Source organism: Aliishimia ponticola (assembly GCF_004803475.1).
In the GTDB taxonomy this organism is placed as follows: domain Bacteria; phylum Pseudomonadota; class Alphaproteobacteria; order Rhodobacterales; family Rhodobacteraceae; genus Aliishimia; species Aliishimia ponticola.
In genome coordinates, this window is the sequence record NZ_SRKY01000001.1 from 1,061,425 (window position 1) to 1,087,947 (window position 26,523).

A 26,523-nucleotide genomic window follows, 5' to 3' on the forward strand; every position below is an offset into this window, starting at 1 on the left:
CGCGATGGATCTGAATGATCGCCTTCTCAGCGCCCATGCCAGCGGAGACATCCGCGCGTTGATCACGCTTTATGAAGAGGCGGCGAACAGCGCGAATGAGGATACGGCGCGGGGCTTTTACCTGACCCATGCCTATGTCTTCGCGCTGGAAGCAGGCGCGCCGGAGGCAGCAACCCTTCGGGCGCGTCTGGTCGATATGGGGCGAGAGCCTCGGACCGCCTGATCAGGCCGCTCCCGTATCAGCGCCCCCCGTATCGGCAGCCTCCTCCCGGTCGCGCATCAGGCTGTAGATGTGCCAAGAGGCATGGCTGAGCCACGGGAACACGACCAGCAGCCCCAGAAACGCGGGCAACATCGCCAGAAACACGACAACGGCCAGAAACACCGCCCATGCGAACATGACGCCGGGATTGTCCCGCACAACGGACATGGACGCGATCATCGCCGACACGAAATCGACCTCCCGGTCGAGCACCATCGGCAGGGAGATGACGGAAAAGCTGTAAAGCACCGCCGCAAAGACCGCGCCCACCAGTGTCCCGACGCCCAGCATCATCAACCCTTCGGAGGTGAAGTAGATGTCGAGCGAACTGGACACATTGGTCATCGCGCTGAGCCCCAGAAACAGAGCGAAAATCATGTGGCCGATGAAGAACCAGAACAGAAACAGGATCAGAATGATCACGCAAAGCCACGGCAATTGGCGGCCGCGCTGACGCCATGTGACGCCAAGGATCGCGCCCGCATTCAAGGCCATGCCCGCCTCCAGCCGGTGCGACACCTCGTAAAGCCCGATGGCAGCGAACGGCCCCACAAGCGGGAAGCCGACAGCGGCCAGCACCAACCAATAGCTTTGCCCGGTCGAGACGGTAATCCACCAGATCGCAAGCCCGGCCAGCACATAGACGAGGCCGAAGAACAGCCCCAACACGGGCGCGAGGCGGAAATCGACCCAGCCTTGACGCAACGCTTCGCGCAGCAGGGCGAAATCCGGCTTGCGCAGCGGCGGCACCCCATGCGGGCGGTCATGGACCTCTGGTTCTGTCTTTGTGGTGGTCATGGCGAAACCTTGCGACAAGCCCTGCCCGGTTTCAAGTTGCCAATGTGGGCGGACAGCGCCCCGGCCAATCCGTTGCCGCGTGCCAGCTTTCCGCCAATTGCAGCAAACGCCCGTCACCGCCGCGCGGGCCAATCAGTTGCAGCCCCATCGGCAGGCCGTCGTCACTGAAGCCGATCGGCACGTTCACGACAGGCAAACCGATCAGGCTGGCGGGGATCACGACCTCCATCCAGCGGTGATAGGTATCCATGCCCTGCCCCGCGATCTGCTGCGGGTATTCGGTGTCCACATCGAACGGCCAGACCTGCGCCGATGGCAGAACCAGCGCGTCATAGGTTTCAGCAAGCTTTGCCGCCCGCTGGAACCAGAGGCTGCGCATGGCGCTGAGCCGGCTGATGTCCTGTGCGCTCAATGCGCGCCCGTTCTCGATCTCCCACTGGGCTGTCTGCTTGAGCTTGCCGCGGGTCTCCGGGTTGTCAAAGAGCGGCCCCAAAGACGAGGCCACCGCGAAATGGCGCAGCCCTTTCCACGGCTCCCATATCTCTTCGGCGGCACAGGGCGGTGCCAGGTTTTCAACGCTAAGGCCGATCTCTTCCATCTGGCGCAGCGCGGTTTCGCACAATGCCAGAATGCCCGCATCCATCGGGTACGCACCGCCCCAATCGCCCAGCCATCCGATCCACCGCCCCGTCACCTGCGCCGAGATTTCCGGCAAGGTCAGTGGCAGCGAAATGCCGAAGGGCTGGCGCGGATCCGGCCCGCCCATTGTGTCCAGCAGCGCCGCCAGATCGCGGGGGCTGCGCGCCATCGGGCCATTGGTCGACAGCCGTTGCAAATAGGTATCGCCGCGCGGCTCCGACGGGATGACGCCTTCGGTCGGGCGCATCCCATAGACATTGTTCCACGCCGCCGGGTTGCGCAGACTGCCCATCATGTCCGACCCATCCGCGACGCTGACCATCCGCGCCGCCAGCGCCACCGCCGCACCGCCAGAGGATCCGCCGCAGGTCCGTCCCGGCGCATAGGGGTTGGCGGTCGCCCCGAAAACCGGGTTGAACGTGTGACTGCCCAGCCCGAATTCCGGCACGTTCGTCTTGCCGATGAAAATCGCGCCCGCCGCGCGCAGACGGGCCACGTGGATATCGTCAGCGCCTGCGATCTGATCCGCAAATACGGGCGAGCCCATGGTATTGGGCAAACCCTTGGCCGCCGCCAGATCCTTGATCGCCATCGGGATGCCATGCAGCCAGCCCTGCGGCTCTGCCTTATCGGCCTGGCGCGCCTCGTCCATCAGCGCATCCCGGTCGCGCAGCGACGTGATCGCATTCAGCGGCCCGTTCACCGCCTCGATCCGGGTCAGCGTGGCATCCATAACCTCCGCGCAGGACACGTCCTTGCCCGCGATCAGCGCGCTCAACTCAAGCCCCGAATGTTCCAATAGATCGCTCATCCCCGCCCCTTTGCCGCCGTGGTCGCGCCCATCACAGACAGGCCGCCCGGCAAGGATCAAGCGAAAACTGCGCCTTAGCCCTGATAGACGGCAGAGACTTCGGCGCGGATGATCCGGGCGATGAGCGCGCAATCATCCGGCGAGAATGTCAGCGGCACGCGCATATCCAGCAGCCCCGCCAGCACCCGGTCGGTCTGCGGCAGGGGCGTGGATGGGGCATAGCGCCAACTGTCATAGCGCGAGGTAAAGGCCACCGGCTCCGCCGCGCCAAACCATTTCAGTTCGACCCCGCGATCGGCACAGCGGCGCACGACCTCTTGCACCTTTTGCGCGTCCCAGCCCAGCAACAGAAACTGGAAGGAAGAGCCGACGATCTGCTCGGCCTCCGGGCGTTCGACCAATGTCAGGCCGGGAACGCCGCGCAGGCCGTCCTCAAGCACGTGGTAGCGTTCATTCCAGCGATCCACCTGCTTTTTCAGGTGCTGCAATTGCGGACGCAGGATCGCCGCGCGCAGGTTATCCATCCGCCCCGAGATATTGGGCGTTTCATAGCGTATCTGCTCGAACGCCTCCGGCCCCGGTGCCGCCAAATGGCGTTCGAACAGCATGTAAGACCCGGACAGCATCACCGCCCGCGCGGCGATTTGCGCATCGTCAGTGACCAGAAAGCCGCCTTCGCCGGAATTGAGATGCTTGTAGGTCTGCGTCGAATAGCAACCGACCACACCGTGCCGCCCCGACGGGACATTGTTCCAGCCCCCGCCCATCGTATGCGCGCAATCCTCGATCACGGTCAGCCCATGGCGGGCGGCGATTTCCATCAGCGCGTCCATGTCGCAGCTATGGCCGCGCATATGCGACAGCAGCAGCACCTTGGCCTGATCCGCTTTCGCCTCCAGATCGGCAAGATCAATGGTCAGCGCTTCGGTCACATCGACAAAGACCGGCACCGCGCCCACAGCGGCAATGGAACCGGGCACAGGGGCCAGCGTGAAGGCGTTGGTCAGCACCGCATCCCCCGGAGCGACCCCAACGGCCCGCAGTGCCGTCGCCAGCGCATAGCCACCAGAGGCCACCGCAAGGCAGTATTTCGCGCCGACCTCGGCTGCAAATTCCTGCTCAAGCAGCGCGGTTTCGCCATGCTCTCCCGGCGCGGTGTTGTAGCGATGCAGGCGCCCGCTTTTCAGCACCGCCATGGCCGCGTCGATGGCCGCGTCGGGGATGGGTTCCTGCTGGGTGAAACTGCCTGTGAAACGTTCTGTCATGGCACACCTTGTCGTCCTGTCATCGCGCCCGGTCAAGCGGGCGCTTGCGCATTTCAAAATCCCAAAGCGGCGGCGAAACACCCCCCGATTTCGGGCCTATGCCGATCCTGCACCGCGCAGCAACCGCGCCACGACGCCGGGCAATTCGTCGAAATGGCCGATCAGCGCCTCTGGCTCCAGCGCGGCCATATCCTCCCCGGACGGGCCGAAGGTCACAAGGATAGAGGGCACGCCCGCCGCCTTTGCCGTATTCCGATCCGTGTCGCTGTCGCCCACAAGGCAGCAGGCCTTGGCCGTGCCGCCCGCCCGCCGTGCCGCCTCGAAAAGCGGCTCCGGGTCGGGTTTGCGCACCGGCAGCGTATCGGCCCCGACGAGCGCGGCGAACGCATCCCGGATACCCATGCGCGTCAACAACTGATCTGCCAGTGCTTCGGGTTTGTTGGTGCAGATGCCGACACCGAAACCGGCGGATTTGAGGCGTTCGACATTCTCCATTGCACCATCGTAAAGCCGCGTATGCACGTCGATCGCCTGCGCATAGGCCTCCAGCAGCACCGCATAGTAATCGCGCACCATCGGCTCCGGGTCCGGATGCGCCATGCGCGCCAAACCGGTCTCCAGCATCCGCCGCCCACCGCGCAGCGCGACCCCCGCATCGCGCACCGGGTCCAGCACATCGCCAGCCCCCATTTCGCGAAAGCAATGGTTCGCCGCCGCGATCAGATCGCCGCTGGTATCGGCCAGCGTTCCGTCCAAATCGAAAATAACCGTGTTCATGGCCGCCACCCGTTACATCCCAATTATATTGCAGGCCGCAACCTTGTTTGATCGTCCCTGCCTTGCGCTGCACCCCTCTTCCGATAAAACGAGCGCGAACAAAAGACGATATGAGGCAAAAGATGCAGACCGCCCTGATCATCCTAGCGGCAGGGAAAGGCACCCGCATGCGGTCGGACCTTCCCAAAGTCCTGCATCCCATTGCGGGCGTACCGATGCTGACCCATGTGCTTTCGACCGCGGCCGCGCTTGACCCTGCGCGCACCGTCGTTGTGACCGGCCACGGGGCCGAGGCCGTCGAAGCCGCCGCGCGGGACGTGAACGAAGACATCCAGACCGTGCGGCAGGAAGAACAGCTTGGTACCGGCCACGCCGTCGCCCAGGCCCGCCCGCTGCTGCAGGATTTCGACGGGCTGGCGATGGTCCTTTTCGGGGATACCCCCTTCATCCGCGAAGAAACCCTGCACGCCATGCGCGACGCGGCGCAGGACGCCGACGTGGTCGTGCTGGGGTTTGAGCCGCAGGATCCGGGCCGTTATGGGCGTTTGGTGATGGACGGCGACCGCTTGGACCGGATCGTCGAATACAAGGATGCGAGCGAGGCGGAGCGCGCGATCTCGATGTGCAATGGCGGGCTGATGGCCTGCTCGGCGCAAAAGCTGTTCGAACTGATCGACGCCACCAATAACGAAAACGCCTCTGGCGAATATTATCTGACCGACATCCCCGCCCTTGCTGGCCAACAGGGGCTGAAAAGCACCGTTGTCACCTGCACCGAGGATGAGACAATCGGCATCAACAACCGCGCGCAACTGGCCGAAGCCGAACGCTTTTTCCAAAATTCCGCGCGGGCCGAGGCGCTGGAGATCGGCGTAACGCTCGTTGCACCCGAAACGGTTCATTTCGCGCAGGATACCGTGATCGGCCGCGATACGCTGATCGAACCCAATGTGGTTTTCGGCCCCGGCGTCACCATCGAAACCGGCGCCCATATTCGCGCCTTTTCCCATCTGGAAGGCTGCCACGTGAGCCGCGGCGCCGTGGTCGGCCCCTATGCCCGCCTGCGCCCCGGCGCGGAACTGGCCGAAGATGTGCGCATCGGCAACTTCGTCGAAATCAAGAACGCCGAGATCGCGGAAGGCGCCAAGGTCAACCACCTGACCTATATCGGTGATGCCACCATCGGCGCGCGGTCCAATATCGGCGCGGGGACGATCACCTGCAACTATGACGGCGTGATGAAGCACCAGACGACAATCGGTGCGGATGTGTTCATCGGCTCCAACACGATGCTGATTGCCCCTGTCTCCGTCGGCAATGGGGCGCTGACGGGAACCGGCTCTATTGTGAAAACCGACATTCCGGGCGATGCCATCGCGATCCCGCCACAACAGGTCGAGGTGAAAGAAGGCCGCGCCGGGCGCTATTTTGATATGCTGCGGGCGAAAAAGGCCCGACACAAGAAAGGTTAACCTCATGTGCGGAATTGTCGGTGTTCTTGGGAATCACGAGGTCGCTCCGATTCTGGTCGAAGCACTCAAGCGGCTGGAATATCGCGGCTATGACAGTGCGGGCATTGCGACCGTGCAGAATGGCAAGCTCGACCGGCGGCGCGCTTTGGGCAAGCTGGTCAACCTGTCGGACCTTCTGGTGCATGATCCCCTGCCGGGCCATGCCGGGATCGGGCACACCCGCTGGGCCACCCACGGGGAGCCTTCTGTCATCAACGCCCACCCGCACCAGTCGGGCAATGTCGCGGTCGTCCATAACGGGATTATCGAGAACTTCCGCGACTTGCGCGCCGAACTGGCCGAGGCGGGCCTGACCCCCGAGACAGAAACCGACACCGAAACCGTTGCCATGATGACGCGCCTGCACATGGATCGGGGCCTGCCCCCGGTGGAGGCCGCGTTCAAAACCATCGACCAACTCGAAGGGGCCTTTGCGCTGGCCTTCCTGTTCGATGGCGAAGAAGACCTGATCGTGGTGGCGCGCAAAGGTTCACCGCTGGCGATCGGCCATGGCGATGGCGAGATGTTCGTGGGATCGGACGCGATTGCGCTGGCCCCCCTGACCGACCGGATCACCTATCTCGAAGAAGGCGACCGCGCCGTTGTCACCCGCGCCGGTGCGGTGATCACCGATGCCGAAGGCCGCCTTGCCAACCGCGACATGCAGCAAATCGAAGTCGATGCCGCCCGCGTGGACAAGGCCGGTCACAAGCACTTCATGTCAAAGGAAATCGCCGAACAGCCCGCCGTCGTGGCCCGCGCGATAGAGCATTACCTGCAAGGCAGCGACATCGTTCTGCCCGGCGATGGCATTGATTTCACCAAGATCGACCGCCTGACACTGGTCGCCTGCGGCACGGCCTTTTACGCCTGCCTGACGGCGAAATACTGGTTCGAACAACTCGCCCGGATCCCGGTCGAGGTCGATATCGCCTCTGAATTCCGTTACCGCGAACCGCCGATCCCGAACCGCACCATGGCCCTGTTCGTCAGCCAGTCCGGTGAAACCGCCGATACGCTGGCCGCGCTGCGTTACTGCAAGGAAAAGGCCGACAAGATCGTGTCCGTGGTGAATGTGACGACAAGTTCCATCGCGCGGGAATCCGATGTCACCCTGCCGATCTTTGCCGGGGTCGAAGTGGGCGTGGCCTCCACCAAGGCGTTTACCTGCCAATTGACCGTGCTGCTTTTGCTGGCGCTCAAGGCGGCCAAGGCGCGCGGTGCCCAGAGTGATGCGGAGCTTGCCACCCACCTGTCGGCGCTGCAAAACCTGCCCGGTGCGATCAATGTCGCGCTTGGCGCGGGCGACAGCATCCGGCGCACTGCCCGCAAATTGAGCGAGGCGCGCGATGTGCTTTTCCTGGGCCGCGGCCTGATGTATCCGCTGGCGCTTGAAGGCGCACTGAAACTCAAGGAAATCAGCTACATCCACGCCGAAGCCTATGCATCGGGCGAACTGAAACACGGGCCGATCGCACTGATCGACAAGAACGTGCCAGTGATCGTCATGGCCCCGCGCGACAGCCTGTTCGACAAGACCGTGTCGAACATGCAAGAGGTCATGGCGCGCAAGGGCAAGGTGTTGCTGATGTCGGATTCGCAGGGCCTCAAAGAAGCCGGTGATGACGTCTGGGAAGAGATCGAGATGCCCGCAGCGCCCGAAATCGTGACCCCGATCCTTTACGCCGTGCCTGCGCAGCTTCTTGCCTATCACACGGCGGTTGCGAAGGGCACCGATGTGGACCAGCCACGCAACCTTGCGAAATCCGTGACGGTGGAATGACCCCGGAGGACGCGCTGGCGCAGATAGCAGAGCACGCAGACCCGCAGCGGGCGGAAGGCGCACGCGCCTATCACAAGGCGGATCGCCCCTATCTGGGCGTTCCCAACCCGGTGCTGAACGATCTGACCCGTGCGTGGCGAGCCGATCTGGATGCCGACGGCCGCGTCAGCCTTGCCCGCGATCTGTGGCAGACCAATATCTACGAGGCGCGCATCGCCGCCGCCAAGCTGCTGACGACCGCGCGTATCCGCCCCGATGACAGCGCGGCCTGGGCGCTTATCGCATCATGGACGCCGGATTTTGACAGTTGGGCGATTGCCGATCATGCCTGCATGGCCGGACAGAAACGCCTGCAGGAAGACCCCTTGCGGGTGGATCAGGTCGCAGAATGGACGCGGTCAGAGCATATGTGGACCCGCCGCGCGGCGTTGGTCATCACCCTGCCCTGGGCCAAGCAGAATTTCCCCAAACCGCAAGATCTGGAAATCCGCGACCGCGTCCTTGGCTGGGCCGCCAGCTATGTGCCGGACCGTGATTGGTTCATTCAGAAAGCGATTGCATGGTGGGTGCGCGACCTGTCGAAACATGACCGCCCGCGTGCCGAAGCCTTCCTTGCCGCGTATGGCGACGCGATGAAGCCCTTTGCCCGCAAGGAAGCTGGCAAGTATCTCTGACCCGGCTGCGGCGCAACGGGGCGACATTCGCGGCGCCAGTCCCATTCGCCGCCCTATGCCCTGCGACCTACCGTAGACTCCCCCTGTCACGTGAACGCGCCGCCCGCCGTCTTCACTGGTCAGCCGATGCAGAGGTCAAAAGCTGCGCCGCCGCCATCTGACCTTGCCAGACGGTGTTCAAAGCCGCACCAAGGGTCAGGCCGTCTTCATGTTCCCACAGAAAAATCGCACGCCCGACCGCATCCGTGGTCATGCTGGCAAGGGCAGCCGCAGTGTGGCGGTCCTCTATGCGACCGCGCAGGCCTTCGGTGAGTGTCCGGCGCTGCATCATCAGGAAACCTTCGAGGATACCGCGCGCCTTTTCATTGGTTCGCAGGACGTTGCCGACCTTTCTGATGACATCCACTTCCTCGGACAAAACCTTGATATGCTTGTCCAAAAACAGCTTCAGATCATCTGAAAGCGCGCCGCGTCCCTCACGCAGCGCTGCCACGTCTTCATCCAGGAACGCCGGAGGCGATCCGATCGCTGCGGCTTCCTTGTTGGTGTAATAGTTGAAGAAGGTCCGCGTGCTGACGCCCGCAGATGCGGCAATCTCTTCAGTCGTGACGTTTTCAAGCCCTTGCTCTGCCGCCAGATCCAGCGTGGCAAGCTGAATATCGCGTGCGGTTTGCTGTCTTCGTCTCTCTCGTAACGAAACTGTCATTTTATCAAAACTTGCGTAGTGTGCATTGTTTGCGTATTGGGAACCAAAATCGCCTGATAGTCAAGGATCGAGACCGGAATGAAGTTCAGCGTATTGAAAATGATAGGCGTGGTCCTCGCGGTGGCGGGGTCTGCCACGATCGCACATGCACAGGCCGGGATGCCGGGCAACATGGAGATGGGCCCTGCCGAGGTTGGTGTTGTCGAGATGACGTTGCAAGAGGTGCCCCGCATCGTCACCTCGCCGGGTCTTGCGGTTGCGTATCAACAGGTTGAGGTGCGCCCGCGCGTCGGCGGCGTTATCCAGGAGGTGCTTTATACACCGGATCGATTGCTCGAAGTCGGTGATCCCCTGTTCCGGATCGACGATTCCTCTTACGTGGCGGCAGAGGCCACAGCGCGCGCGAATTTGGCGACGGCGCAGGCCAACCTGCCCGTGATGCAGGCAGCCTATGACCGGGCGGTGCAATTGGCCGGTCGCGGATATACCGAGGCCGAGGTAGAATCGGCCCGCGCAAGTCTGGCAGAAGCGAAAGCGACGCTGGAATCGGCGCAGGCCGCACTGGATTATGCACAAACCGAACTGTCCTGGACCACGTTGAAAAGCCCGATTTCCGGGCGCGCGGATGTTTCGACGGTCTCCGTTGGCGATCTTGTGACCGCCGGGCAAACGGATGCGCTGACCACCATCGTGCAATCCGATCCGATCTATGTGGACATGATGGAAGCCAGCGCGCGTATCCTTTCCGTGCGCAAGGGTATTACCGAAGGGGTGATCAAGCAGAACGACACGCTTGAGGCGACGCTGACACTGGAAAACGAAGAGGTGTTTCGCGGCACCGGTCAGCTTGTCACCGCTGGCAACACGGTGTCGACCACGACAGGAACCGTGACCATCCGGTTCAAGTTCGACAACCCGGACCATGTGATCATTCCGGGCATGTTTGTCCGGGGCGAGGTCAGGATCGGCTCTGTGCAGGCCTATCTCGTGCCACAACTGGCCGCCACGCGCGATAATTCCGGCAAGTTGACCGCCTATATCGTGGGCGAAGACGGCGCGGCCAAGCAGGTCACTCTGGAAGATGATGGCAGCTATCAAAACGCATGGATCGTGCGCGAAGGATTGAGCGAGGGCGATCAGTTGATCGTCGATGGGCTGTCCTCGCTGCGAGCCGGACAGACGGTAGCGCCCGTTGCCGTGACCATCGATGAAGACGGCGTCGTGCGCGATGCCGAAACTCCCGCCGCAGAGGACTGATTCATGGCCGCGTTCTTCATTCACCGCCCGGTCTTCGCCTGGGTGCTTGCCATTGCGACCATGCTGCTGGGTGCCTACAGCATGACCAGCCTGCCGATTTCGCAATATCCCGACATCGCCCCGACCACCGTGCGGATCAGCGCGACCTATACCGGGGCATCGGCAGAAACGGTCGAAAATTCGGTGACGGCGGTTATCGAGGATGGGATGACCGGGCTGGATGGCCTGACCTATATGACCTCCTCCTCCAGCGAGGGGTCCGCCACCGTGTCGCTGACCTTTGACGACAGCATCGACCCCGACATGGCGCAGGTGCAAGTGCAGAACAAGCTGCAGCTTGTCGAATCGCAACTGCCCGACACCGTGACCAATAACGGGGTTTCCGTCACCCGTTCCACCAGTTCGATCCTGATGGTCGGCGCGCTGGTGAGCGAGGATGGGCGCTATTCCTCGCTTGAACTGGGCGACATCCTGAGCAGCACGATCGAAGATGCGGTGCAACGCACCGAAGGTGTCGGCTCCATCAACAGTTTCGGCACCGAATACGCGATGCGGATCTGGCTGAACCCGGAGCGGCTGTATCAATACCAGTTGACGGCCTCCGATGTGACCTCTGCGGTGTCAGAGCAGAACACCAACGTGACCGTGGGCAGCCTTGGCGATCAACCGGTCACCAAGGGCCAACAATTCACGGTGTCCCTGTCGGCGCAGTCGCAATTGGGCACGGTTGAGGATTTCCAGTCCATCCTGCTGAAAACCGACTCCGACGGATCGGCGGTCTATCTTGCTGACGTGGCGACGGTGGAACTTGCCGAAGAAGATTACGGAAGCGTCAGCCGGTTCAACGGCCATCCGGCGGCCGGTTTTGCGGTCAACCTGTCTACGGGGGCCAACGCGGTCGACACCGCCGAACGTGTCCGCACCGTCGTGAACGGGCTGTCCTCGGCTTTGCCAGAAGGGGTAACCATCGAATACCCCTATGACACCTCGCCCTTCGTCGAGGAATCCATCGATCAGGTTTACGAGACACTGATCGAGGCCATCGTTCTGGTGTTCCTTGTGATCTTCCTGTTCCTGCAAAGCTGGCGCGCGACGCTTATTCCGACAATTGCCGTACCTGTCGTGCTGCTGGGCACCTTTGGTGTGCTCTCGGCCTTCGGCATGTCGATCAACACGCTGACGATGTTCGCGCTTGTGCTGGCCATTGGCCTGCTGGTGGATGACGCCATCGTCGTGGTCGAAAACGTCGAACGCGTGATGGAAGAAGACGGGCTGGACACGGTGGCCGCCACCGAAAAAAGCATGGGCGAGATTTCGACCGCGCTGGTCGGGATCGTGATGGTGCTGTCTGCGGTGTTCCTGCCGATGGCCTTCATGTCCGGGTCGACCGGGGTGATCTACAAACAGTTCTCGGTCACCATCATCTCTGCCATGGTGCTGTCGCTGTTTGTGGCGCTGATCCTGACGCCTGCGATGTGCGCGCAATTGCTGAAACCCGGGCATGGCAAGGCCCCATTGGCGCCGCTGCGCTGGTTCAACACCGGGCTTGAACGGCTGACCGGCGGCTATGGCGCCACTGTCGGGCGTTTTGCCCTGCGCCCTTTCCGCATGGTCCTTGTACTCGCGCTGGTAGGTGTGGGCGCTTATTGGGTCTATGACCGTCTGCCAAGCTCTTTCCTGCCGACCGAAGATCAGGGCGTTCTGATGGCGATGGTCGAACTGCCGCAAGGTTCGACCGTGCAGCAGACGCAAAACACGATCGAACAGATCGAAGCCTACCTCATGACCGAAGAAACCGCTGTCGTGGATGGGGTGTTCGCCAATGTCGGGTACAGCTTCAGCGGGTCCGGGCAGCGCTATGGGATGCTGTTCATCCGGCTGAAGGATTACGAGGAACGCCCGAACGATGATGCCGCCGATCTGCTGATGCGCGCGAATGGCCGCTTCTTCCAATCCCGCCTTGGCAGCATCTTTGTACTGCAACCGCCAGCCATTCAGGGGCTGGGCACCACGTCCGGTTTCGCCATGTATCTGGTGGACCAGTCCGGCCAGGGCCAGGAGGCGTTGAGCGCGGCAGCGGATCAGCTTGTGGCGTTGGGGAACCAGGACGGACGAGTGACCAACCTGCGCGGCAATGACGCGGCGACCGAACCTGCCCTGAAACTGAAGATCGATCAGCAACGGGCCGAGGCTTTGGGCGTCTCGCTATCGGATGTGAACAGCATGCTGTCCACGGTCTTCGCGGGCTCTTACGTGAACGACTTCCCGCTTGGCAACGATCTGCGCGAGGTCATCGTTCAGGGCGGCGCGGATTGGCGGATGCAGCCTTCGGATATCGACCATTGGTATGTGCGCAATTCGTCCTCCGAGATGGTGCCGCTGTCCGCCTTCATGAGCCAGGAATGGGAGATGATCACCCCGCAGCTGGCCCGGTACGGCGGCACCCGCGCGCTGGAAATCTCGGGCGAAGCGGCAAGCGGCACCAGTTCCGGCGATGCGATGGACCTGATGGAAGAGCTTACCACCGAGCTTGACGGCTCTTACGCCGCCGCGTGGACGGGCCTGAGTTATCAGGAACGTTTGTCCGGCGATCAGGAGGCGATCCTTTACACGATCTCGGCGCTGGTGGTCTTCCTTTGCCTTGCCGCCTTGTACGAAAGCTGGGCCGTGCCCTTCGCCGTCATGCTGTCGGTCCCGGTGGGCATTTTCGGGGCGCTGGCGACGACGTGGTATTTCGGGCAATCGAATGACGTTTATTTCAAGGTCGGCCTGCTGACCACCATCGGCCTCGCGGCCAGAAACGCCATCCTGATCGTCGAATTCGCGGAAGCCCTGCGCGCCCAGGGCCAAAGCCTGATGGAGGCGACGACCATGGCGGCGCGGCAGCGGCTTCGTCCGATTCTCATGACATCACTGGCTTTCGGCTTCGGTATCCTGCCGCTGGTTCTGGCCTCTGGCGCCGGTGCCAATGCGCAGAAATCCATCGGTACAGGCATGTTGGGCGGGATCATCTTCTCTGCCGTGATCGGTGTCGTGATGGTCCCGGTCTTCTATGTCGCTGTCATCAAAACCACGGAAATGTTCCGTACCCGAAAGGAAGCCTTGCAGTGAAACCTCAATTCCTTTTGCTGGGTCTGCTTATGGCCGGCTGTGCCGTCGGCCCGGAATATCAACGCCCGGAGGTCGCCCTTCAGACCCGCTTTGTCGCGGGCAGCGCCGACACCATTGGCGCGGTTGCCGCCGAGAAATGGTGGCTGGACTACAAGGACAAGGTGTTGACCGGGCTGGTGTCGCGCGGTCTGGCGCAGAACCTGGACGTGATGGCCGCGACCGAAGCGATCCGGCAGGCACAGGCCAATCTGCGCATGACCGGCGTCAATTCCGCTGTCGATGGCGCGCTCTCCGCACAGCGCAGCACAACCGGCGGTGAAGGCATTGACGGCACAGTCACCACAGACAGCGGCTCTCTCGGGGCTGAGCTGGTGCTTGACCTGTTCGGGGGCATCCGCCGCGAACGCGAGGCCGCAGCAGCCTCACTGACCGCCGCACGGGCCGAGGCCGAAACCGTCCGGCTGGCATGGCTGGCCGAACTGCTCGCCGCCTATTCCGACGCGCGTTACTATCAGGAAGTGCTGGCCCTGACCCGCGAGACGATCAAATCGCGCGAAGAAACGGTGGCGATCACCCGCAGCCAGTTCGACGCGGGCGCCGCAACGGAATACGAGGTGGCGGAGGCGCAGGCGCTGCTGTCCACGGCGCGAGCAAGCCTGCCGCAATATGGGGCGCTGTTTGATGCGAATGTCTATGCCATCGCCACGCTTCTGAACGAGCCCGCAGGCCCGATCCTGGCGCAGTTGCAGAAGGGCGCGCCGCAGCTTTCCACACCCGGCGGCGCGCGCACGGGTGTGCCTGCCGACCTGTTGCGCAACCGCCCCGATGTACGCAGCGCCGAAGCCGATCTTGCCGCCGCCGTGGCCGAGGTCGGTGTGGCGGAAGCCGCGCTTTACCCGTCCCTGTCGCTGACGGGCACGGTGGCGCGTGCCGATGGCGTGGATAGCTGGACCTTTGGTCCGCAACTGGCGCTGCCAGTGTTCAAACAGGGGCAATTGCGGGCGAGCCGTGATGCGCAAATCTCTGCCGCGAAACAGGCCGAAATCGCATGGCGAAGCGCGGTTCTGTCTGCGGTCGAAGACGTGCAGGTCGCGCAATCCAACCTGTCCCGCTACCGGCAACGGGCCCGGCTGTTGCAACGGGCGGCTGACGATTACGGCCGCGCGCTGGCCCTAGCGCAGCAAAATTATCGCAACGGGGCGATCACGCTTCTGGACCTGCTCGAAACGGACCGGAACACAGCCGCCGCAAGGATTTCGGCAGCATCGGCGGTCAATGACGCGGCGCAGGCCTGGGCCACGCTGAAGATCGCCACAGGCGCGGGCGCGGCTGCGACCGGCCTCGCGGGCGGTTGATCTGGCCATCGGCGGGCAACAAAACATGCGGGGCACAGCGGCCCCGCACGGCGAATACAGGCAAGAAAGGCCTTGGAAACTAATGAAACATATAGGAAAAATTGCGCTTCTGATCGCCCTTCTTGGCATGATCGGAGCGGCGCTGATGCTGTTTGGCGCGCGCCTTGACCTTTGGCAGCCAATCACCGGGTTCGGGCTTTATCGCAGCTATTTCAACCCGCTGGCGATGGTTGTGGCCGGGGTCGGTCTTTTCGCGCTGGTTGTCCATGTTCTGCGTAAGGAACGCGGCGGAATGCTGGCAGGCGGGATTGCGACGATCATCGGCCTTGCCCTTCTTGCGCCGCTGGCTTCCGCCTCGATCAACCCCAAGCCGCGCGCGGCGCCGATCCACGACATCTCAACCGACACGGCCAATCCACCGGTCTTCGAGGTGCTGGATGAAACCCGCGAAGGCGCCAGAAACACGCTGGAATATGGCGGGCCAGACCTGGCCGAAGCGCAGGCTGCGGCCTATCCCGACATCGCGCCCCTGGTCACAGTGCTGCCGGCAGATGCCGCTTATCAGCGTGCGCTGGAACTGGCGCGGGACATGGGCTGGGAGATCGTCGCCGAAGACAAGGAACGCCGCCGGTTCGAAGCGACCGCGCGCACCTCGGTCTTCTACTTCGCCGATGACGTGGTGCTGGTCGTGACGCCGCAAGACAACGCCAGCCGCGTCGACATGCGCAGCGTTTCAAGGGTGGGACGCAGCGACCAAGGCGTCAACGCCGCCCGCATCCGTGACTTCCAACAGCGGTTTGGGGCATAAACTGCCGGGCTTTGCGGGTCTACCAAGGCCGCAAAGTCCCCATCGCATAATCGCCAACTGGGTGTTCAGCCCTTGGCGCTGGTCGCGAAAACTTCCACTTCCGGCAGGCCGGTCAGCGGCGCTTCGATCACGCGGAACGCAGACAGGGACAAGCGACTGCCAGCCGTGGCCTCGCCTTCGATCGGGATCAACGTGACCTGCACGGATCGGCCATTGGCCGGATAGACAACACGCCCGCGCTGTTCGGTTTTGACAAGCGGCGTTTTCAGCCAGAACCCGGCCTCGGAGGGTGATCCAAGCGATGCTACCGTGCGGCCCAAGCTGGCTTCGGTCGCGGGTTCCGGCACGCTTTGCGCGGCAGCTTTTTCTTCCTTCGTGGTCGTGTCGAACTGATCGACCGTTTGCGCGCCTTCCACAGGCACAGGGACAGGCGTTGTTGCCGGCGTAGGGGTCTCTGGCGCCGCGTCCTGGGCCGAGGCGGCCGCTTCCGGCGCCGGTTCCGTCCCGCCGGGCAGGATCGACTGGGTCAGCGCGCAGCCCCCCAAGACAGACAAACACATGGCAGCAATTGCGAATTTCATAACGGCCCCTATCGACAACCTGAACTGGTACAATAGCACCTAAGCACAGGGTCTGCTTGCTCACAATCTATTCAAATCCCCTTGCCGGGGCACGGGCGGGCATTTACCTATGTCCTATGGCTGCTCCTTTGATCGATCCTTTTCAGCGCGCAATCACCTATCTGCGCGTCTCCGTGACAGACCGCTGCGATTTCCGCTGCGTCTATTGCATGGCCGAGAACATGACCTTCCTGCCCAAGAAGGAACTGCTAACCCTCGAAGAGTTGGATCGCATGTGTTCGACCTTTGTGCGGCTGGGCGTGCGCAAGCTGCGCATCACCGGGGGCGAGCCCTTGGTGCGGCGCGATATCATGACCTTCTTCGGATCAATGGGGCGGCATCTGGACTCCGGCGCGCTTGAGGAATTGACGCTGACGACCAATGGCTCTCAGCTGGAACGTTTCGCGCAGCAATTGGCCGATGTGGGCGTGCGGCGGGTGAATATCTCTCTCGACACGCTGGATGAGGGCAAGTTCGCCGATATCACGCGCTGGGGCCGACTGCCCCAAGTGCTGCGCGGGATCGACGCCGCGCAGGCTGCCGGGCTGCGGGTAAAGATCAATGCCGTCGCGTTGAAAGGCTTCAACGAAGACGAATTGCCCCGCATCACCGAGTGGTGCGCAGAGCGCGATATGGACCTGACGTGGATCGAAGTCATGCCAATGGGCGATATCGGCAATGAAAACCGGCTTGGCCAATATTGGTCACTCAAGGATGTCCGCGCCGCCTATGAAGGGGCCTATACCGTGACCGACCTGCCTGAACGCACCGGCGGCCCTGCCCGCTATGTGCGGCTGGAGGAAACCGGCCAGAAGATCGGCTTTATCACACCGCTCAGCCATAATTTCTGCGAAAGCTGCAACCGCGTGCGGATCACCTGCACCGGCGAGATTTACATGTGCCTGGGTCAGGAAGACATGGCCGATCTGCGCCCTGCCCTGCGCAATTTCCCGCAGGACGATCGCCCGCTTGAGGACGCGATCCGTGCGGCAATCGATCTGAAGCCCAAAGGGCATGATTTCGACTACTCGCGGCAACGCGCCGATGGGCAAATGTCCCGCCACATGAGCCATACGGGCGGATAACCACCGTTACCCGCCCATGGAAACGCGGCGCGATCAGGCCGCAGGCATCCGCTGTTCAACAATCCCGGCAAGCCAGCTGCACCCGGCTGGAATCGCTTCGTCGTTGAAGTTGTACTTGGGATGGTGAACCATCGCCGTGTCGCCATTGCCGATCAGGATATAAGCGCCGGGACGTTCTTCCAGCATGAAGGCGAAATCTTCGCCGCCCATGACCAAAGGCGCTTCATCGCAGTCACCGCTGACGGAGCGGGCGACATCGCGGGCGAATTCGGTTTGGTCGTCATGGTTGACCATCACCGGATAGTTCCGTTTGTAATCCACCTTCGCCGTGCCGCCAAAGGTTGCCGCAATCCCGGTGCAAATCTCGTTCACGCGCTTTTCGGCCAGATCGCGCATCTCTGCCGACATGGTCCGCACGGTCCCAAGTAGCTGCACCTTCTGGGGAATGACGTTGAACGCATTCGAGCTTGTCTCGAACGAGGTGATCGACACCACGATCCGGTCCACAGGGTCCGCATTGCGGCTGACAATGGATTGCAGCGCTGTCACCGCATGGGACGCCATCACAGTCGTATCGACGGTTTCATGGGGTTTCGCCGCATGGCCGCCCAGACCTTCGAATTCGATCTCCAGCAGGTCGGTCGCTGCAAAGAACGGGCCGGAACGGATGGAGAATTCGCCCACAGGACGGCCCGGCCAGTTGTGCATCCCATAGACTTCCTGAATGCCCCAGCGGTCCATCATGCCATCATCGCACATTTCCTTGCCGCCGCCGCCGCCTTCTTCGGCAGGCTGAAAGATCATCACGGCGGTGCCGTCGAAATTCCGCGTCTCGCTTAGATATTTGGCCGTGCCAAGCAGCATGGCGGTGTGACCGTCATGGCCGCAGGCATGCATCGCGCCTTCGTTTTCCGACGCATAGTCCAGCCCGGTTTCCTCGGTCATGGGCAGCGCATCCATATCCGCGCGCAGCCCCACGACCTTGCCCGACCCATCGGACTTGCCCCGGATCACACCGACAACGCCCGTGCGACCGATCCCTTCGACCACCTCGTCACAGCCGAATTCGCGCAGCTTTTCCGCCACCAGCGCCGCCGTGCGGTGGGTTTCGAACAAAATCTCCGGATGCGCATGGATATCGCGCCGCCATGCGGTCACTTCTTCATGCATCTCGGCAAAGCGGTTCTTGATCGGCATATCCGACCTCCCTTCTGAGTAGATCCGTGGTTTTAAAGTGCCGGGCCCAGATCGATTTCGGACCCGTCGGTAAAGCGTGACAAGCGGAACCGCGTCAAATCGTGACCCGGTGCCTGCCCTCGAACAAGGCTGGCCATGACCCGCCCCATCCCGGGCCCGATGCCGAACCCATGCCCCGATAGCCCCGTGCCGATGAACAGCCCCGATATCTGCGGGGCCTCATCCACGACCGGGACCACATCGGGCATCGTGTCGATCAAACCGGCCCATGCCTGTTCGATCTGGATCGGGCCGAGTTCTGGAAACAGCGTGCCAAAGCCCTGCGCAACGCGGCGCAACGCCTTCATATTGGGCGCGGGATTGAGAACGCGCAACCTCTCGAACGGGCTGACCTCATCCGCGGCCCATTTGCGCGGGGTGAACCAGTGATCGGGATAGTGCTGCGGCGCAGAGGGCAGCAGAGTCGTGTTCATACCATCGGCGCGCATTTGCTTGATGTATTTGCGAAAGGCCCGAAACGCATCGGGCCCAACGAAAAGCTCGTGAAAGCCGCCCGGCGCAAGCGTGTATCCACCATCGGATCGCCGCCGCCAAGCGACCGTATTATCGGCAGAGGCAGAGACCCCGATATCCGGCAAAGCCTGCGTCCGGCAGACCGACGCGCGAACGGAAAGTTGAGGAATATCAACCCCATGGGCACGCAGGAACAGCGCGCTCCACGCGCCGCCCGCGACAACGACCCGGCTGCATGCGATGCGGCCCTGTTCGGTCACAACGCCGGACACCGCCCCGCCGGTCGTCTCCAAGACGCGCACGGCGCAGTTTTCGACCAGCACTGCCCCATCGCGCGCTGCAATGCCTGCAATTGCCGGCACGGCGAGAAACGGTTCGGCCTTCATATCTGCGGCTGTGTGGATCGCACCGACATAGCTGCGCGACATTTGCGGCGCGCGCGCGGCGGTTTCCTCGCGCGAAAGCATCTGCCCCGACGCGCCCAGCGGGGCCGCCTTGCGCAGCCACTCGGCATAGCGGTCCGCCTCTGCCTGCGTTTCGGCCAGATAGGTGACGCCCACCTGCCGCAATCCGAAATCCTGATTGGTTTCCCGCTCCAACTCGCGCCAGATCGCGGCGGATTCGATCATGATCGGCAATTCGTCCAGATCGCGGCCCTGCTGGCGAATCCAGCCCCAATTGCGACTGGACTGTTCACCCGCGATGCGGCCTTTCTCGCACAGAACGACCTTTTGGCCCGCGCGGGCCAGATGCAGCGCCGTCGAAACACCCATGACACCGCCACCGATCACCACGACATCCGCGGCCTCCGGCAACGGTCCGGGATAGGTGACGGGCGTCGACTCAGAAATGGGAAAAGGCTTCATAAGGCGGCACCTTACGCCGCGCTTTGCGATGCGCAAGACGAGGCCCGCCGCACGCCGAACAAATCGCCCGGCGGCTGCGGCAATCGCCTATTCCGCTTGCGCTTCGGCCCGGCTTTTGCCCGACACATCCATGGCAAGCGTGGCTTCCATGAACCCGTCCAGATCGCCGTCAAGCACCCCTTGGCTGTCCGAGGTTTCATAGTTGGTGCGCAAATCTTTCACCAACTGATAAGGCTGCAGGAAATAGCTGCGGATCTGCGCGCCCCAGCCCGCATCGCCCTTGGCTTCGTGCAGCGCGTTGACCTCGGCATTGCGGCGGTCGAGCTCAAGCTGATAAAGCCGCGATTTCAGCGCTTTCATGGCGATGTCACGGTTCTGGTGCTGCGACTTTTCCGAACTGGTCACGACAATGCCCGTCGGGTGGTGCGTGATCCGAACGGCGGAATCGGTGGTATTCACGTGCTGACCGCCCGCGCCCGAACTGCGATAGGTGTCGATACGGATATCGGCCGGGTTGACCTCGATCTCGATATTGTCGTCGATCACCGGATAAGCGCCCACAGCGGCAAAAGAGGTCTCGCGCGTGCCTTTGCCAAAGGGCGAAATCCGCACCAAGCGGTGCGTGCCGGATTCCGATTTCAACCAACCATAGGCATTCTTGCCCTTGATCTGATAGGTGGCCGATTTGATACCGGCCTCCGCGCCCGGGGTCTCTTCCTGCAGCTCGACCTCGAACCCGCGCTTTTCGGCCCAGCGCACATACATGCGCGCCAGCATCGACGCCCAATCGCAGGCCTCGGTCCCGCCTGCGCCGGACTTGATCTCAAGAAAGGCGTCGTTGCCGTCAGTTTCGCCATCCAGCAGCGCTTCCAGCTCCTTCTTGGCGGCGCGGGTGCGCAACGCTTCCAGCGCGCTTTCCGCTTCGGCCACGACTTCCGCGTCGTCTTCCATCTCGCCAAGTTCGATCAGCCCGGCATTGTCTTCCAATTCCTGTTTGATCGAATTGTAGGTGTCCATCGCATCGACCAGGTTCTGACGATCCCGCATCAGCTTCTGCGCCGCTGCCGGGTCGTCCCACAGATTGGGATCTTCTACTCGGGCGTTGAATTCCTCAAGCCGATGCGCCGCCGTTTCCACATCCATCCTCTGGCCGAGCAGAGCCAGGGATTTCTCGATCTCGGTCACGATGTTCTGCGTCTCTGCGCGCATGTGGATTGCCTCACATATACTTGGTCCGGGTGTGATAGATCACCGCCGCGCGCTTCACAAGCACACCCTGCGCAGTGGCCAGCGGGACGGTGGGCGGGGCGCATTTCCGCAAGGAAACAGCGCCGTCCCCGCCCCCAGGGCAACGCCCGTTCAGTACAGACCGCCCGAGCTGATCGAACCGAAGCTGGCCTTGGGACCGACCACGGCTTTCTTGCCCGTGGATGTCGTCACCTGGCGCGAGCGCGATCCGACCTCGTCAAACAGCCGAAGATCCGCGCCCATCGCAAAACCACCGTCGAAGGTGATCCCGAACAAAGGCTCTTCGCCCGAACGGAAACACTCGGACACGACATTGGCCCCCGAAGCATCATCGCTCAGACGCACGCCGGAATAGCGGTCGATCTTGATGAATTCGCACTCATCGGGCACCGCAAAGGGACCACCGCCATATTTGGCGATGGCCTGCGACATGAAGCGCTGGAAGACCGGCGCGCACATGGCCCCGCCCCCTGCCCCACGGCCCATAGGGCGCGGCGTGTCATACCCGATATAGCAGCCAGCCACGATATTGCTGGAAAAGCCGACGAACCACGCGTCGCGCTCATCATTGGTGGTCCCGGTCTTGCCCGCAATCGGCACCGGCAGGTTGATCGCCTTGGACGCGGTGCCGCGATCGACCACGCCCTTCATCATGGAGGTCAGCTGATAGGCGGTGACCGGGTCCATCACCCGTTCGCGGTTGGAAATGATGCGCGGCGCCTGCCCCGGCGGCAGGTCCGCCGCAGTGCAATCGGCGCAGACCCGTTCATCATGGCGATAAATCGTCCGCCCATAGCGATCCTGCACCCGGTCCACCAGCGTGGGCTGCACCCGCTCGCCGCCATTGGCGAACATCGCGTAAGCTGCAACCATTTGGTACAGCGTCGTTTCCTGCGATCCCAGCGCATTTGCCAGAACCGGGCTCATGAAATCATAGACCCCGAATTGCGTCGCATAGGAACCGACCAGATCCATCCCGATTTCCTGAGCAAGACGGACCGTCATCAGGTTCCGCGACATTTCGATCCCGGTGCGCAGGGGTGTCGGCCCGTAGAACTGGTTGGATGCGTTCTTGGGACGCCACAGCCCCTGCGGCGTGTTGATCTCGATCGGGGCGTCCACAACGATGGTGGCCGGGGAATACCCGCTATCCAGCGCCGCCGCATAGACAAAGGGTTTGAACGAAGAGCCCGGCTGCCGCTTCGCCTGCGTGGCGCGGTTGAACACTGAATGCTGGTAAGAGAACCCCCCCTGCATCGCGATCACCCGGCCTGTGTTCACGTCCATCGCCACGAACCCGCCCTGAACCTCAGGCACCTGCCGCAACGTCCAGCGGATGAACTCACCCGCGCCGTCCTCGCCAGAGGTCATCCGGCGCACATGCACCACATCGCCCGGCGTGAAATTGTCGAAGAAGTTGCCCTTCATCCACGCGATGTCCTTGCGCGGGACCACATGCGGCTCTGCCTCGGTCTCTTCCACGCCTTCGATGCCAAGGCGCAGCTGGTTTTCCTGCACCTCGCGCACCACCGCCACATGCCACGTCCCATCCAGATCGATGTCGCGCGCCACGGCGACACTGGCCAGGGCGTCGCGCCATGCGTCCGGGTCAGTCAGTGTGTCCGCCGGGATGGTCTTTCCGGTGCCCCGCCAGCGTTTCAGCCCACGGTCATATTGCTCAAGCTGACGCCGCAGCGCCGTGGCCGCCACCGGCTGCATTTCATTGTCGATCGTGGCGCGCACGGTCATGCCGCCGGAAAAGAATTCGCCCTCGCCAAAGTTCTGGCTGAGCTGGCGGCGGATTTCGTCGGTGAAATAGTCGCGCGGCGGCAGGACCGACTTGAAGCTCTCGTAATCGCCATTCTGCACGGAGCGGAGCGGCTCGTTCACTTCGCCGGCATAGGTGTCCCGGTCGATATAGCCGTTCTCGTACATCTCCTTCAGCACAAAATTCCGCCGCTCGATGGCGTATTCCATGTCGCGTACCGGGTGCAGTTTCGCAGGCTGTTTCGGCAGCGACGCCAGATACGCCGCCTCGCGCGGCTTCAACTGGTCCAGCGTCTTGTTGAAATAGGTCTGCGCCGCCGCCGCCACGCCATAGGAGTTCGCGCCGAGGTAAATCTCGTTCAGATAGAGTTCGAGCACCTGATCCTTGCTGAGCGTGTCGGTGATGCGGGACGCGAGGATGATCTCGCGAATCTTCCGCTCCGCTTGTCGCGAGCCATCCAGCAGGAAGTTCTTGGTCACCTGCTGCGTGATCGTTGACGCACCCCGGCAGCCAGAGCCGCGCGAGCGCGCGCAATCAACCGCCGCCGCCGCGATCCCGCGCAGATCATAGCCTTCGTGCTCATAGAAATTCTTGTCCTCGGCCGAGATGAACGCCTGCTTTACAAGATCGGGGATCGTTTCGATGGGGGCAAAAAGGCGGCGCTCCTGCGCAAATTCATCGATGAGCCGCCCCTGCCCCGAATAGATGCGGCTGATCGTCGGCGGGGTATATTGCGCCAGGCTCTCATGGCTCGGCAGATCGCGGCCATACATGTAGAACACGGCCGAAATGCCAAGCGCGACCATCGCCAGACCGAGGGTCAGCGTCGTGAAAATCCCTCCGAAGAAAGACAGGATAAAACGAAACATAAAACGGGCCTCTCGGGCGAAACTGATTTCAACGGATATACGCCCGCACGCGGTCAGGGTCAAAGGCGCCGCGCAACAAAGCGCCGAGTTTCTGGGCCGCTAGTGACGCACCAATTCGGCCCGCGCGGCATCCGCATCGCGCCATTGCAGCACCGCATCCGCCAGCGTCTGCGCCATCTGCGCGCGCCATGCCGGATCGGCAATGTTGCGGCGATCCCGCGCACTGGACAAAAAGCCGATCTCGACCAGAACGCTGGGGATATCGGCGGATTTGAGAACCGAAAACCCGGCCTTGCGCCACGGCTTGCCATTCAGCGGCGCGCCCGATTGCCCGATCCCCGCGATCACCTCTTCCGCCAGTGCGGCACTGCGCGGGTCTGTCTCTTGCCGGGCAAGATCCAAAAGCACGCTCGTCACCTCGTCATCCGCGCCGGTCAGGTCGAGACCGGCAAGAATATCGCTGCGGTTATGCCGTGCCGCAAGCTGGGCAGACGCCGCATCCGACGCCTTTTCCGACAGGGTATAGACAGTCGCCCCGTTTGCGCCGCCATCGCTGAGCGCATCCGCATGGATCGACATGAAAACGCTGGCCCCCGCCTGATGGGCAATCGCCGTGCGCTGTTCGAGGCTTACGAACACGTCGCGGTCACGGGTCATGACGACCTGAATGCCCTCGCGGCGCAGCGCAGCATTGACCCGCAGGGCCACATCCAGCGCCAACACCTTTTCCACCAGTCCGGACCGTTCCGCCCCCGGATCAATCCCCCCATGACCCGGGTCGATCACCACGGTGAAGCGGTCCGGCACGGTCGGCGCGACGAAAGGCGTCTGCGCCACCGGCCCCCAATCGACCCGCGCGGGCGCACCAGAGGCGGCGGCGAACTCCTCCACCGTGGCGGGGTGCAGCGCAAGGCTGAACCGGGCGGCACCGCTATCTTCGTCGATCTCCATCTGCACGTCACTTGGCAGCATCGGCGCGCTCAAATCCGCGACCAGCCGCGACCAGCCGGGACGAAAGACACCAAACCGCAGGCCAGAGACGCTGCCCTGTTCGGGCAGCAGCGTATCGGCGGACAGCGCGCTGAAATCGGCTTCGGAGAAATCGACCACCAGGCGCGGCGGGCCTTCCAGCGTGAAGACCCGGAACGGCACCCCTTGCGACAGGGCCAGTACCAGCTCCGTGCGCCCGAACCAGCCATCCGTCAGGGACGAGCCCGCCGGATCGACGCGTGCCAAACCGGTCAGGGCTTGCGCCGCTGCCGCGACCGACCAGACCGCCCAGAAGATCAGTGTGTAGATAAACCTGCTCATCGCCTTGCCCCGGCTTGTTTACGCGCCAGCCTACACCATTCGCACGCGGCTTTGAATCCCCCCTGCACCTTCCAAGGACAGCAGGTGGCGGCGGCTCTGGACCCGGCCAGCGCGGATCAGGTCATCTTGGCCATGAACTGCGCAAGGCGCGCCAGCCCGGTTTCGATATCCGCCGTGCTGCGCGCATAGGAAAACCGCAGGAACCGGCCGCCCCGCCCCGGATCGAAATCCAGCCCCGGCGTGACCGCGACCCCGGCCTCGTTCAAGATGCGCGCGGCAAAGGCCAGACTGTCATCGGTAAAGCGCGACACATCCGCATAGACATAGAACGCCCCGTCCGGCGGCGCGATCCTGTCGAACCCGCAAGCGGCGAGCCCGTCCAGCATCAGGTCACGGTTGCGGCGATACACCGTCAGGTTGGCCTGCAATTCCGCGTCGCACTCCAGCGCCGCCAGCGCCGCGACCTGCGCCGCGTGCGGAGCACAGATGAACATGTTCTGCGCAAGACGTTCCACCACCCGCACATGATCCGGCGGCACCACCATCCAGCCGACACGCCACCCCGTCATCGAAAAATACTTGGAAAACGAATTGATCACATAGACATCGTCCGAAATCTCAAGCGCGCTTACCGCTTTCTTGTCATACTCGATCCCGTGGTAAATCTCGTCCGAGATGAACGCAGCCCCCTCGCGCGCGGCCCCCGCCATGATCGCGGCCAATGCGTCCTTGTCCAACATCGTGCCCGTGGGATTGGCCGGAGAGGCCATCATCAGCCCGGCCAGCCCGTGCCCCGCAAGATCGTCGCTGACAAGCTGATAGCCGTTTTCCTCGGCCGCTTCGATCACCACCGGCTCCAACCCGACGGCTTTGAGGATTTGCCGATAGGACGGGTAACCCGGTGCGCCGATCCCGACCTTGTCGCCATTGTCGAAGAGCGCGGTAAACGCCAGCAGGAACGCGCCCGACGATCCCGGCGTCACGATCACGCGCGCCGGGTCCAGATCGACCCCGTACCAATCGCCGTAAAGCGCGGCGATGCGCGCGCGCAGCTCCGGCAGGCCCAGCGCGACCGTGTACCCCAGCGGATCCTCCGCGACCGCGCCGCGCACGGCCTCCACCGCCCCCTTGGGCGCGCCGGTGCCGGGTTGGCCGACCTCCATATGGATAATCTGCTGTCCTGCCGCCTCCAGCGCGCGCGCCTGCTCCATCACATCCATCACAATAAAGGGATCGACACTGCCTCGGCTCGATTTCCGCATTGAAAAGACCCTTTGCCTCGTTCAGGT

At 62.8% G+C, this 26,523-nt stretch carries 21 protein-coding genes; 9 read left to right on the forward strand and 12 right to left on the reverse strand.

What is annotated here, in order from left to right:
• Positions 1-4: 4 nt before the first annotated feature.
• Entirely contained in the window at positions 5-223 is a 219-nt protein-coding gene (locus tag E4Z66_RS05075; protein ID WP_136461850.1) for a hypothetical protein, read from the forward strand.
• Here E4Z66_RS05075 and E4Z66_RS05080 read toward each other — a convergent pair whose 3' ends face one another.
• The 4 genes from E4Z66_RS05080 to E4Z66_RS05095 form a co-directional block, all read right to left on the reverse strand.
• On the reverse strand, positions 224-1,060 hold the full coding sequence (locus E4Z66_RS05080; RefSeq protein ID WP_136461851.1) for a DUF2189 domain-containing protein: 837 nt from the start codon (positions 1,058-1,060) through the stop codon (positions 224-226).
• A 31-nt stretch (positions 1,061-1,091) separates the two neighbouring features.
• A complete protein-coding gene (locus E4Z66_RS05085; RefSeq protein WP_136461852.1) occupies positions 1,092-2,510 on the reverse strand; it encodes an amidase in 1,419 nt (472 codons plus the stop codon).
• Between the two features lie 74 nt (positions 2,511-2,584).
• On the reverse strand, positions 2,585-3,775 hold the full coding sequence (locus E4Z66_RS05090; protein ID WP_136461853.1) for a DegT/DnrJ/EryC1/StrS family aminotransferase: 1,191 nt from the start codon (positions 3,773-3,775) through the stop codon (positions 2,585-2,587).
• A gap of 96 nt (positions 3,776-3,871) precedes the next feature.
• A complete protein-coding gene (locus E4Z66_RS05095; protein WP_136461854.1) occupies positions 3,872-4,552 on the reverse strand; it encodes an HAD-IA family hydrolase in 681 nt (226 codons plus the stop codon).
• 122 nt (positions 4,553-4,674) lie between these two features.
• Here E4Z66_RS05095 and glmU point away from each other — a divergent pair, with 122 nt between their 5' ends.
• Genes glmU through E4Z66_RS05110 form a run of 3 tightly spaced genes read left to right on the forward strand, consistent with a single transcriptional unit; the run spans position 4,675 to position 8,520 of the window.
• On the forward strand, positions 4,675-6,024 hold the full coding sequence (gene glmU, locus E4Z66_RS05100; protein WP_136461855.1) for a bifunctional UDP-N-acetylglucosamine diphosphorylase/glucosamine-1-phosphate N-acetyltransferase GlmU: 1,350 nt from the start codon (positions 4,675-4,677) through the stop codon (positions 6,022-6,024).
• A gap of 4 nt (positions 6,025-6,028) precedes the next feature.
• Positions 6,029-7,846, forward strand: coding sequence for a glutamine--fructose-6-phosphate transaminase (isomerizing) (gene glmS / locus E4Z66_RS05105; RefSeq protein ID WP_136461856.1), 1,818 nt, complete (start codon positions 6,029-6,031; stop codon positions 7,844-7,846).
• On the forward strand, positions 7,843-8,520 hold the full coding sequence (locus E4Z66_RS05110; protein ID WP_136461857.1) for a DNA alkylation repair protein: 678 nt from the start codon (positions 7,843-7,845) through the stop codon (positions 8,518-8,520). Before glmS ends, E4Z66_RS05110 begins: the two co-directional genes overlap by 4 nt.
• A gap of 112 nt (positions 8,521-8,632) precedes the next feature.
• Here the strand turns inward: E4Z66_RS05110 and E4Z66_RS05115 are convergent, their stop codons facing one another.
• Complete coding sequence (locus tag E4Z66_RS05115; RefSeq protein ID WP_136461858.1) at positions 8,633-9,226, reverse strand: TetR/AcrR family transcriptional regulator; 594 nt, start codon at positions 9,224-9,226, stop codon at positions 8,633-8,635.
• Between the two features lie 78 nt (positions 9,227-9,304).
• Here E4Z66_RS05115 and E4Z66_RS05120 point away from each other — a divergent pair, with 78 nt between their 5' ends.
• From E4Z66_RS05120 to E4Z66_RS05135, 4 genes are all read left to right on the forward strand, one after another.
• A complete protein-coding gene (locus tag E4Z66_RS05120; RefSeq protein ID WP_136461859.1) occupies positions 9,305-10,483 on the forward strand; it encodes an efflux RND transporter periplasmic adaptor subunit in 1,179 nt (392 codons plus the stop codon).
• A 3-nt stretch (positions 10,484-10,486) separates the two neighbouring features.
• A complete protein-coding gene (locus tag E4Z66_RS05125) occupies positions 10,487-13,594 on the forward strand; it encodes an efflux RND transporter permease subunit (protein ID WP_136461860.1) in 3,108 nt (1,035 codons plus the stop codon).
• The gene (locus E4Z66_RS05130; protein ID WP_136461861.1) at positions 13,591-14,949 is read left to right on the forward strand and encodes an efflux transporter outer membrane subunit; all 1,359 of its coding nucleotides are present in this window, start codon (positions 13,591-13,593) and stop codon (positions 14,947-14,949) included. The genes E4Z66_RS05125 and E4Z66_RS05130 overlap by 4 nt, the downstream gene beginning before the upstream one ends.
• 82 nt (positions 14,950-15,031) lie before the next feature.
• Positions 15,032-15,757: a DUF1499 domain-containing protein gene (locus tag E4Z66_RS05135; protein WP_136461862.1), complete on the forward strand. Its 726-nt coding sequence runs from the start codon at positions 15,032-15,034 to the stop codon at positions 15,755-15,757.
• A gap of 65 nt (positions 15,758-15,822) precedes the next feature.
• Here the strand turns inward: E4Z66_RS05135 and E4Z66_RS05140 are convergent, their stop codons facing one another.
• Positions 15,823-16,338, reverse strand: coding sequence for a hypothetical protein (locus E4Z66_RS05140; protein ID WP_136461863.1), 516 nt, complete (start codon positions 16,336-16,338; stop codon positions 15,823-15,825).
• Positions 16,339-16,454: 116 nt separating this feature from the next.
• Here E4Z66_RS05140 and moaA point away from each other — a divergent pair, with 116 nt between their 5' ends.
• Positions 16,455-17,462: a GTP 3',8-cyclase MoaA gene (gene moaA, locus E4Z66_RS05145; RefSeq protein WP_136461864.1), complete on the forward strand. Its 1,008-nt coding sequence runs from the start codon at positions 16,455-16,457 to the stop codon at positions 17,460-17,462.
• Positions 17,463-17,495: 33 nt separating this feature from the next.
• Here the strand turns inward: moaA and E4Z66_RS05150 are convergent, their stop codons facing one another.
• From E4Z66_RS05150 to E4Z66_RS05175, 6 genes are all read right to left on the reverse strand, one after another.
• Entirely contained in the window at positions 17,496-18,659 is a 1,164-nt protein-coding gene (locus E4Z66_RS05150) for a M20 aminoacylase family protein (protein ID WP_136461865.1), read from the reverse strand.
• 32 nt (positions 18,660-18,691) lie between these two features.
• Positions 18,692-20,038 carry an NAD(P)/FAD-dependent oxidoreductase gene (locus tag E4Z66_RS05155; protein WP_136461866.1) on the reverse strand — a complete coding sequence of 449 codons (1,347 nt, stop codon included), beginning with the start codon at positions 20,036-20,038 and terminating at the stop codon, positions 18,692-18,694.
• 87 nt (positions 20,039-20,125) lie between these two features.
• Positions 20,126-21,247 (reverse strand): peptide chain release factor 2, encoded by a 1,122-nt coding sequence (gene prfB / locus E4Z66_RS05160; RefSeq protein ID WP_136461867.1) that lies wholly within the window; start codon positions 21,245-21,247, stop codon positions 20,126-20,128.
• Between the two features lie 150 nt (positions 21,248-21,397).
• On the reverse strand, positions 21,398-23,923 hold the full coding sequence (locus E4Z66_RS05165) for a penicillin-binding protein 1A (RefSeq protein WP_136461868.1): 2,526 nt from the start codon (positions 23,921-23,923) through the stop codon (positions 21,398-21,400).
• 99 nt (positions 23,924-24,022) lie between these two features.
• Positions 24,023-25,234 carry an N-acetylmuramoyl-L-alanine amidase gene (locus E4Z66_RS05170; RefSeq protein WP_136461869.1) on the reverse strand — a complete coding sequence of 404 codons (1,212 nt, stop codon included), beginning with the start codon at positions 25,232-25,234 and terminating at the stop codon, positions 24,023-24,025.
• A gap of 116 nt (positions 25,235-25,350) precedes the next feature.
• A complete protein-coding gene (locus tag E4Z66_RS05175; RefSeq protein WP_136461870.1) occupies positions 25,351-26,496 on the reverse strand; it encodes a pyridoxal phosphate-dependent aminotransferase in 1,146 nt (381 codons plus the stop codon).
• Positions 26,497-26,523 lie beyond the last annotated feature (27 nt).

What these genes read in the sequence shown, in the direction of transcription:
- E4Z66_RS05150 (WP_136461865.1), bottom strand. Translation starts at nt 18,659, where the DNA reads ATGCCGATCAAGAACCGCTTTGCCGAGATGCATGAAGAAGTGACCGCA.
- E4Z66_RS05135 (WP_136461862.1), top strand. Translation starts at nt 15,032, where the DNA reads ATGAAACATATAGGAAAAATTGCGCTTCTGATCGCCCTTCTTGGCATG.
- E4Z66_RS05115 (WP_136461858.1), bottom strand. Translation starts at nt 9,226, where the DNA reads ATGACAGTTTCGTTACGAGAGAGACGAAGACAGCAAACCGCACGCGAT.
- E4Z66_RS05140 (WP_136461863.1), bottom strand. Translation starts at nt 16,338, where the DNA reads ATGAAATTCGCAATTGCTGCCATGTGTTTGTCTGTCTTGGGGGGCTGC.
- E4Z66_RS05175 (WP_136461870.1), bottom strand. Translation starts at nt 26,496, where the DNA reads ATGCGGAAATCGAGCCGAGGCAGTGTCGATCCCTTTATTGTGATGGAT.
- E4Z66_RS05120 (WP_136461859.1), top strand. Translation starts at nt 9,305, where the DNA reads ATGAAGTTCAGCGTATTGAAAATGATAGGCGTGGTCCTCGCGGTGGCG.
- E4Z66_RS05085 (WP_136461852.1), bottom strand. Translation starts at nt 2,510, where the DNA reads ATGAGCGATCTATTGGAACATTCGGGGCTTGAGTTGAGCGCGCTGATC.
- moaA (WP_136461864.1), top strand. Translation starts at nt 16,455, where the DNA reads ATGGCTGCTCCTTTGATCGATCCTTTTCAGCGCGCAATCACCTATCTG.
- E4Z66_RS05110 (WP_136461857.1), top strand. Translation starts at nt 7,843, where the DNA reads ATGACCCCGGAGGACGCGCTGGCGCAGATAGCAGAGCACGCAGACCCG.
- glmS (WP_136461856.1), top strand. Translation starts at nt 6,029, where the DNA reads ATGTGCGGAATTGTCGGTGTTCTTGGGAATCACGAGGTCGCTCCGATT.
- E4Z66_RS05125 (WP_136461860.1), top strand. Translation starts at nt 10,487, where the DNA reads ATGGCCGCGTTCTTCATTCACCGCCCGGTCTTCGCCTGGGTGCTTGCC.
- E4Z66_RS05095 (WP_136461854.1), bottom strand. Translation starts at nt 4,552, where the DNA reads ATGAACACGGTTATTTTCGATTTGGACGGAACGCTGGCCGATACCAGC.
- E4Z66_RS05165 (WP_136461868.1), bottom strand. Translation starts at nt 23,923, where the DNA reads ATGTTTCGTTTTATCCTGTCTTTCTTCGGAGGGATTTTCACGACGCTG.
- E4Z66_RS05170 (WP_136461869.1), bottom strand. Translation starts at nt 25,234, where the DNA reads ATGAGCAGGTTTATCTACACACTGATCTTCTGGGCGGTCTGGTCGGTC.
- E4Z66_RS05090 (WP_136461853.1), bottom strand. Translation starts at nt 3,775, where the DNA reads ATGACAGAACGTTTCACAGGCAGTTTCACCCAGCAGGAACCCATCCCC.
- E4Z66_RS05155 (WP_136461866.1), bottom strand. Translation starts at nt 20,038, where the DNA reads ATGAAGCCTTTTCCCATTTCTGAGTCGACGCCCGTCACCTATCCCGGA.
- E4Z66_RS05080 (WP_136461851.1), bottom strand. Translation starts at nt 1,060, where the DNA reads ATGACCACCACAAAGACAGAACCAGAGGTCCATGACCGCCCGCATGGG.
- E4Z66_RS05075 (WP_136461850.1), top strand. Translation starts at nt 5, where the DNA reads ATGGATCTGAATGATCGCCTTCTCAGCGCCCATGCCAGCGGAGACATC.
- glmU (WP_136461855.1), top strand. Translation starts at nt 4,675, where the DNA reads ATGCAGACCGCCCTGATCATCCTAGCGGCAGGGAAAGGCACCCGCATG.
- prfB (WP_136461867.1), bottom strand. Translation starts at nt 21,247, where the DNA reads ATGCGCGCAGAGACGCAGAACATCGTGACCGAGATCGAGAAATCCCTG.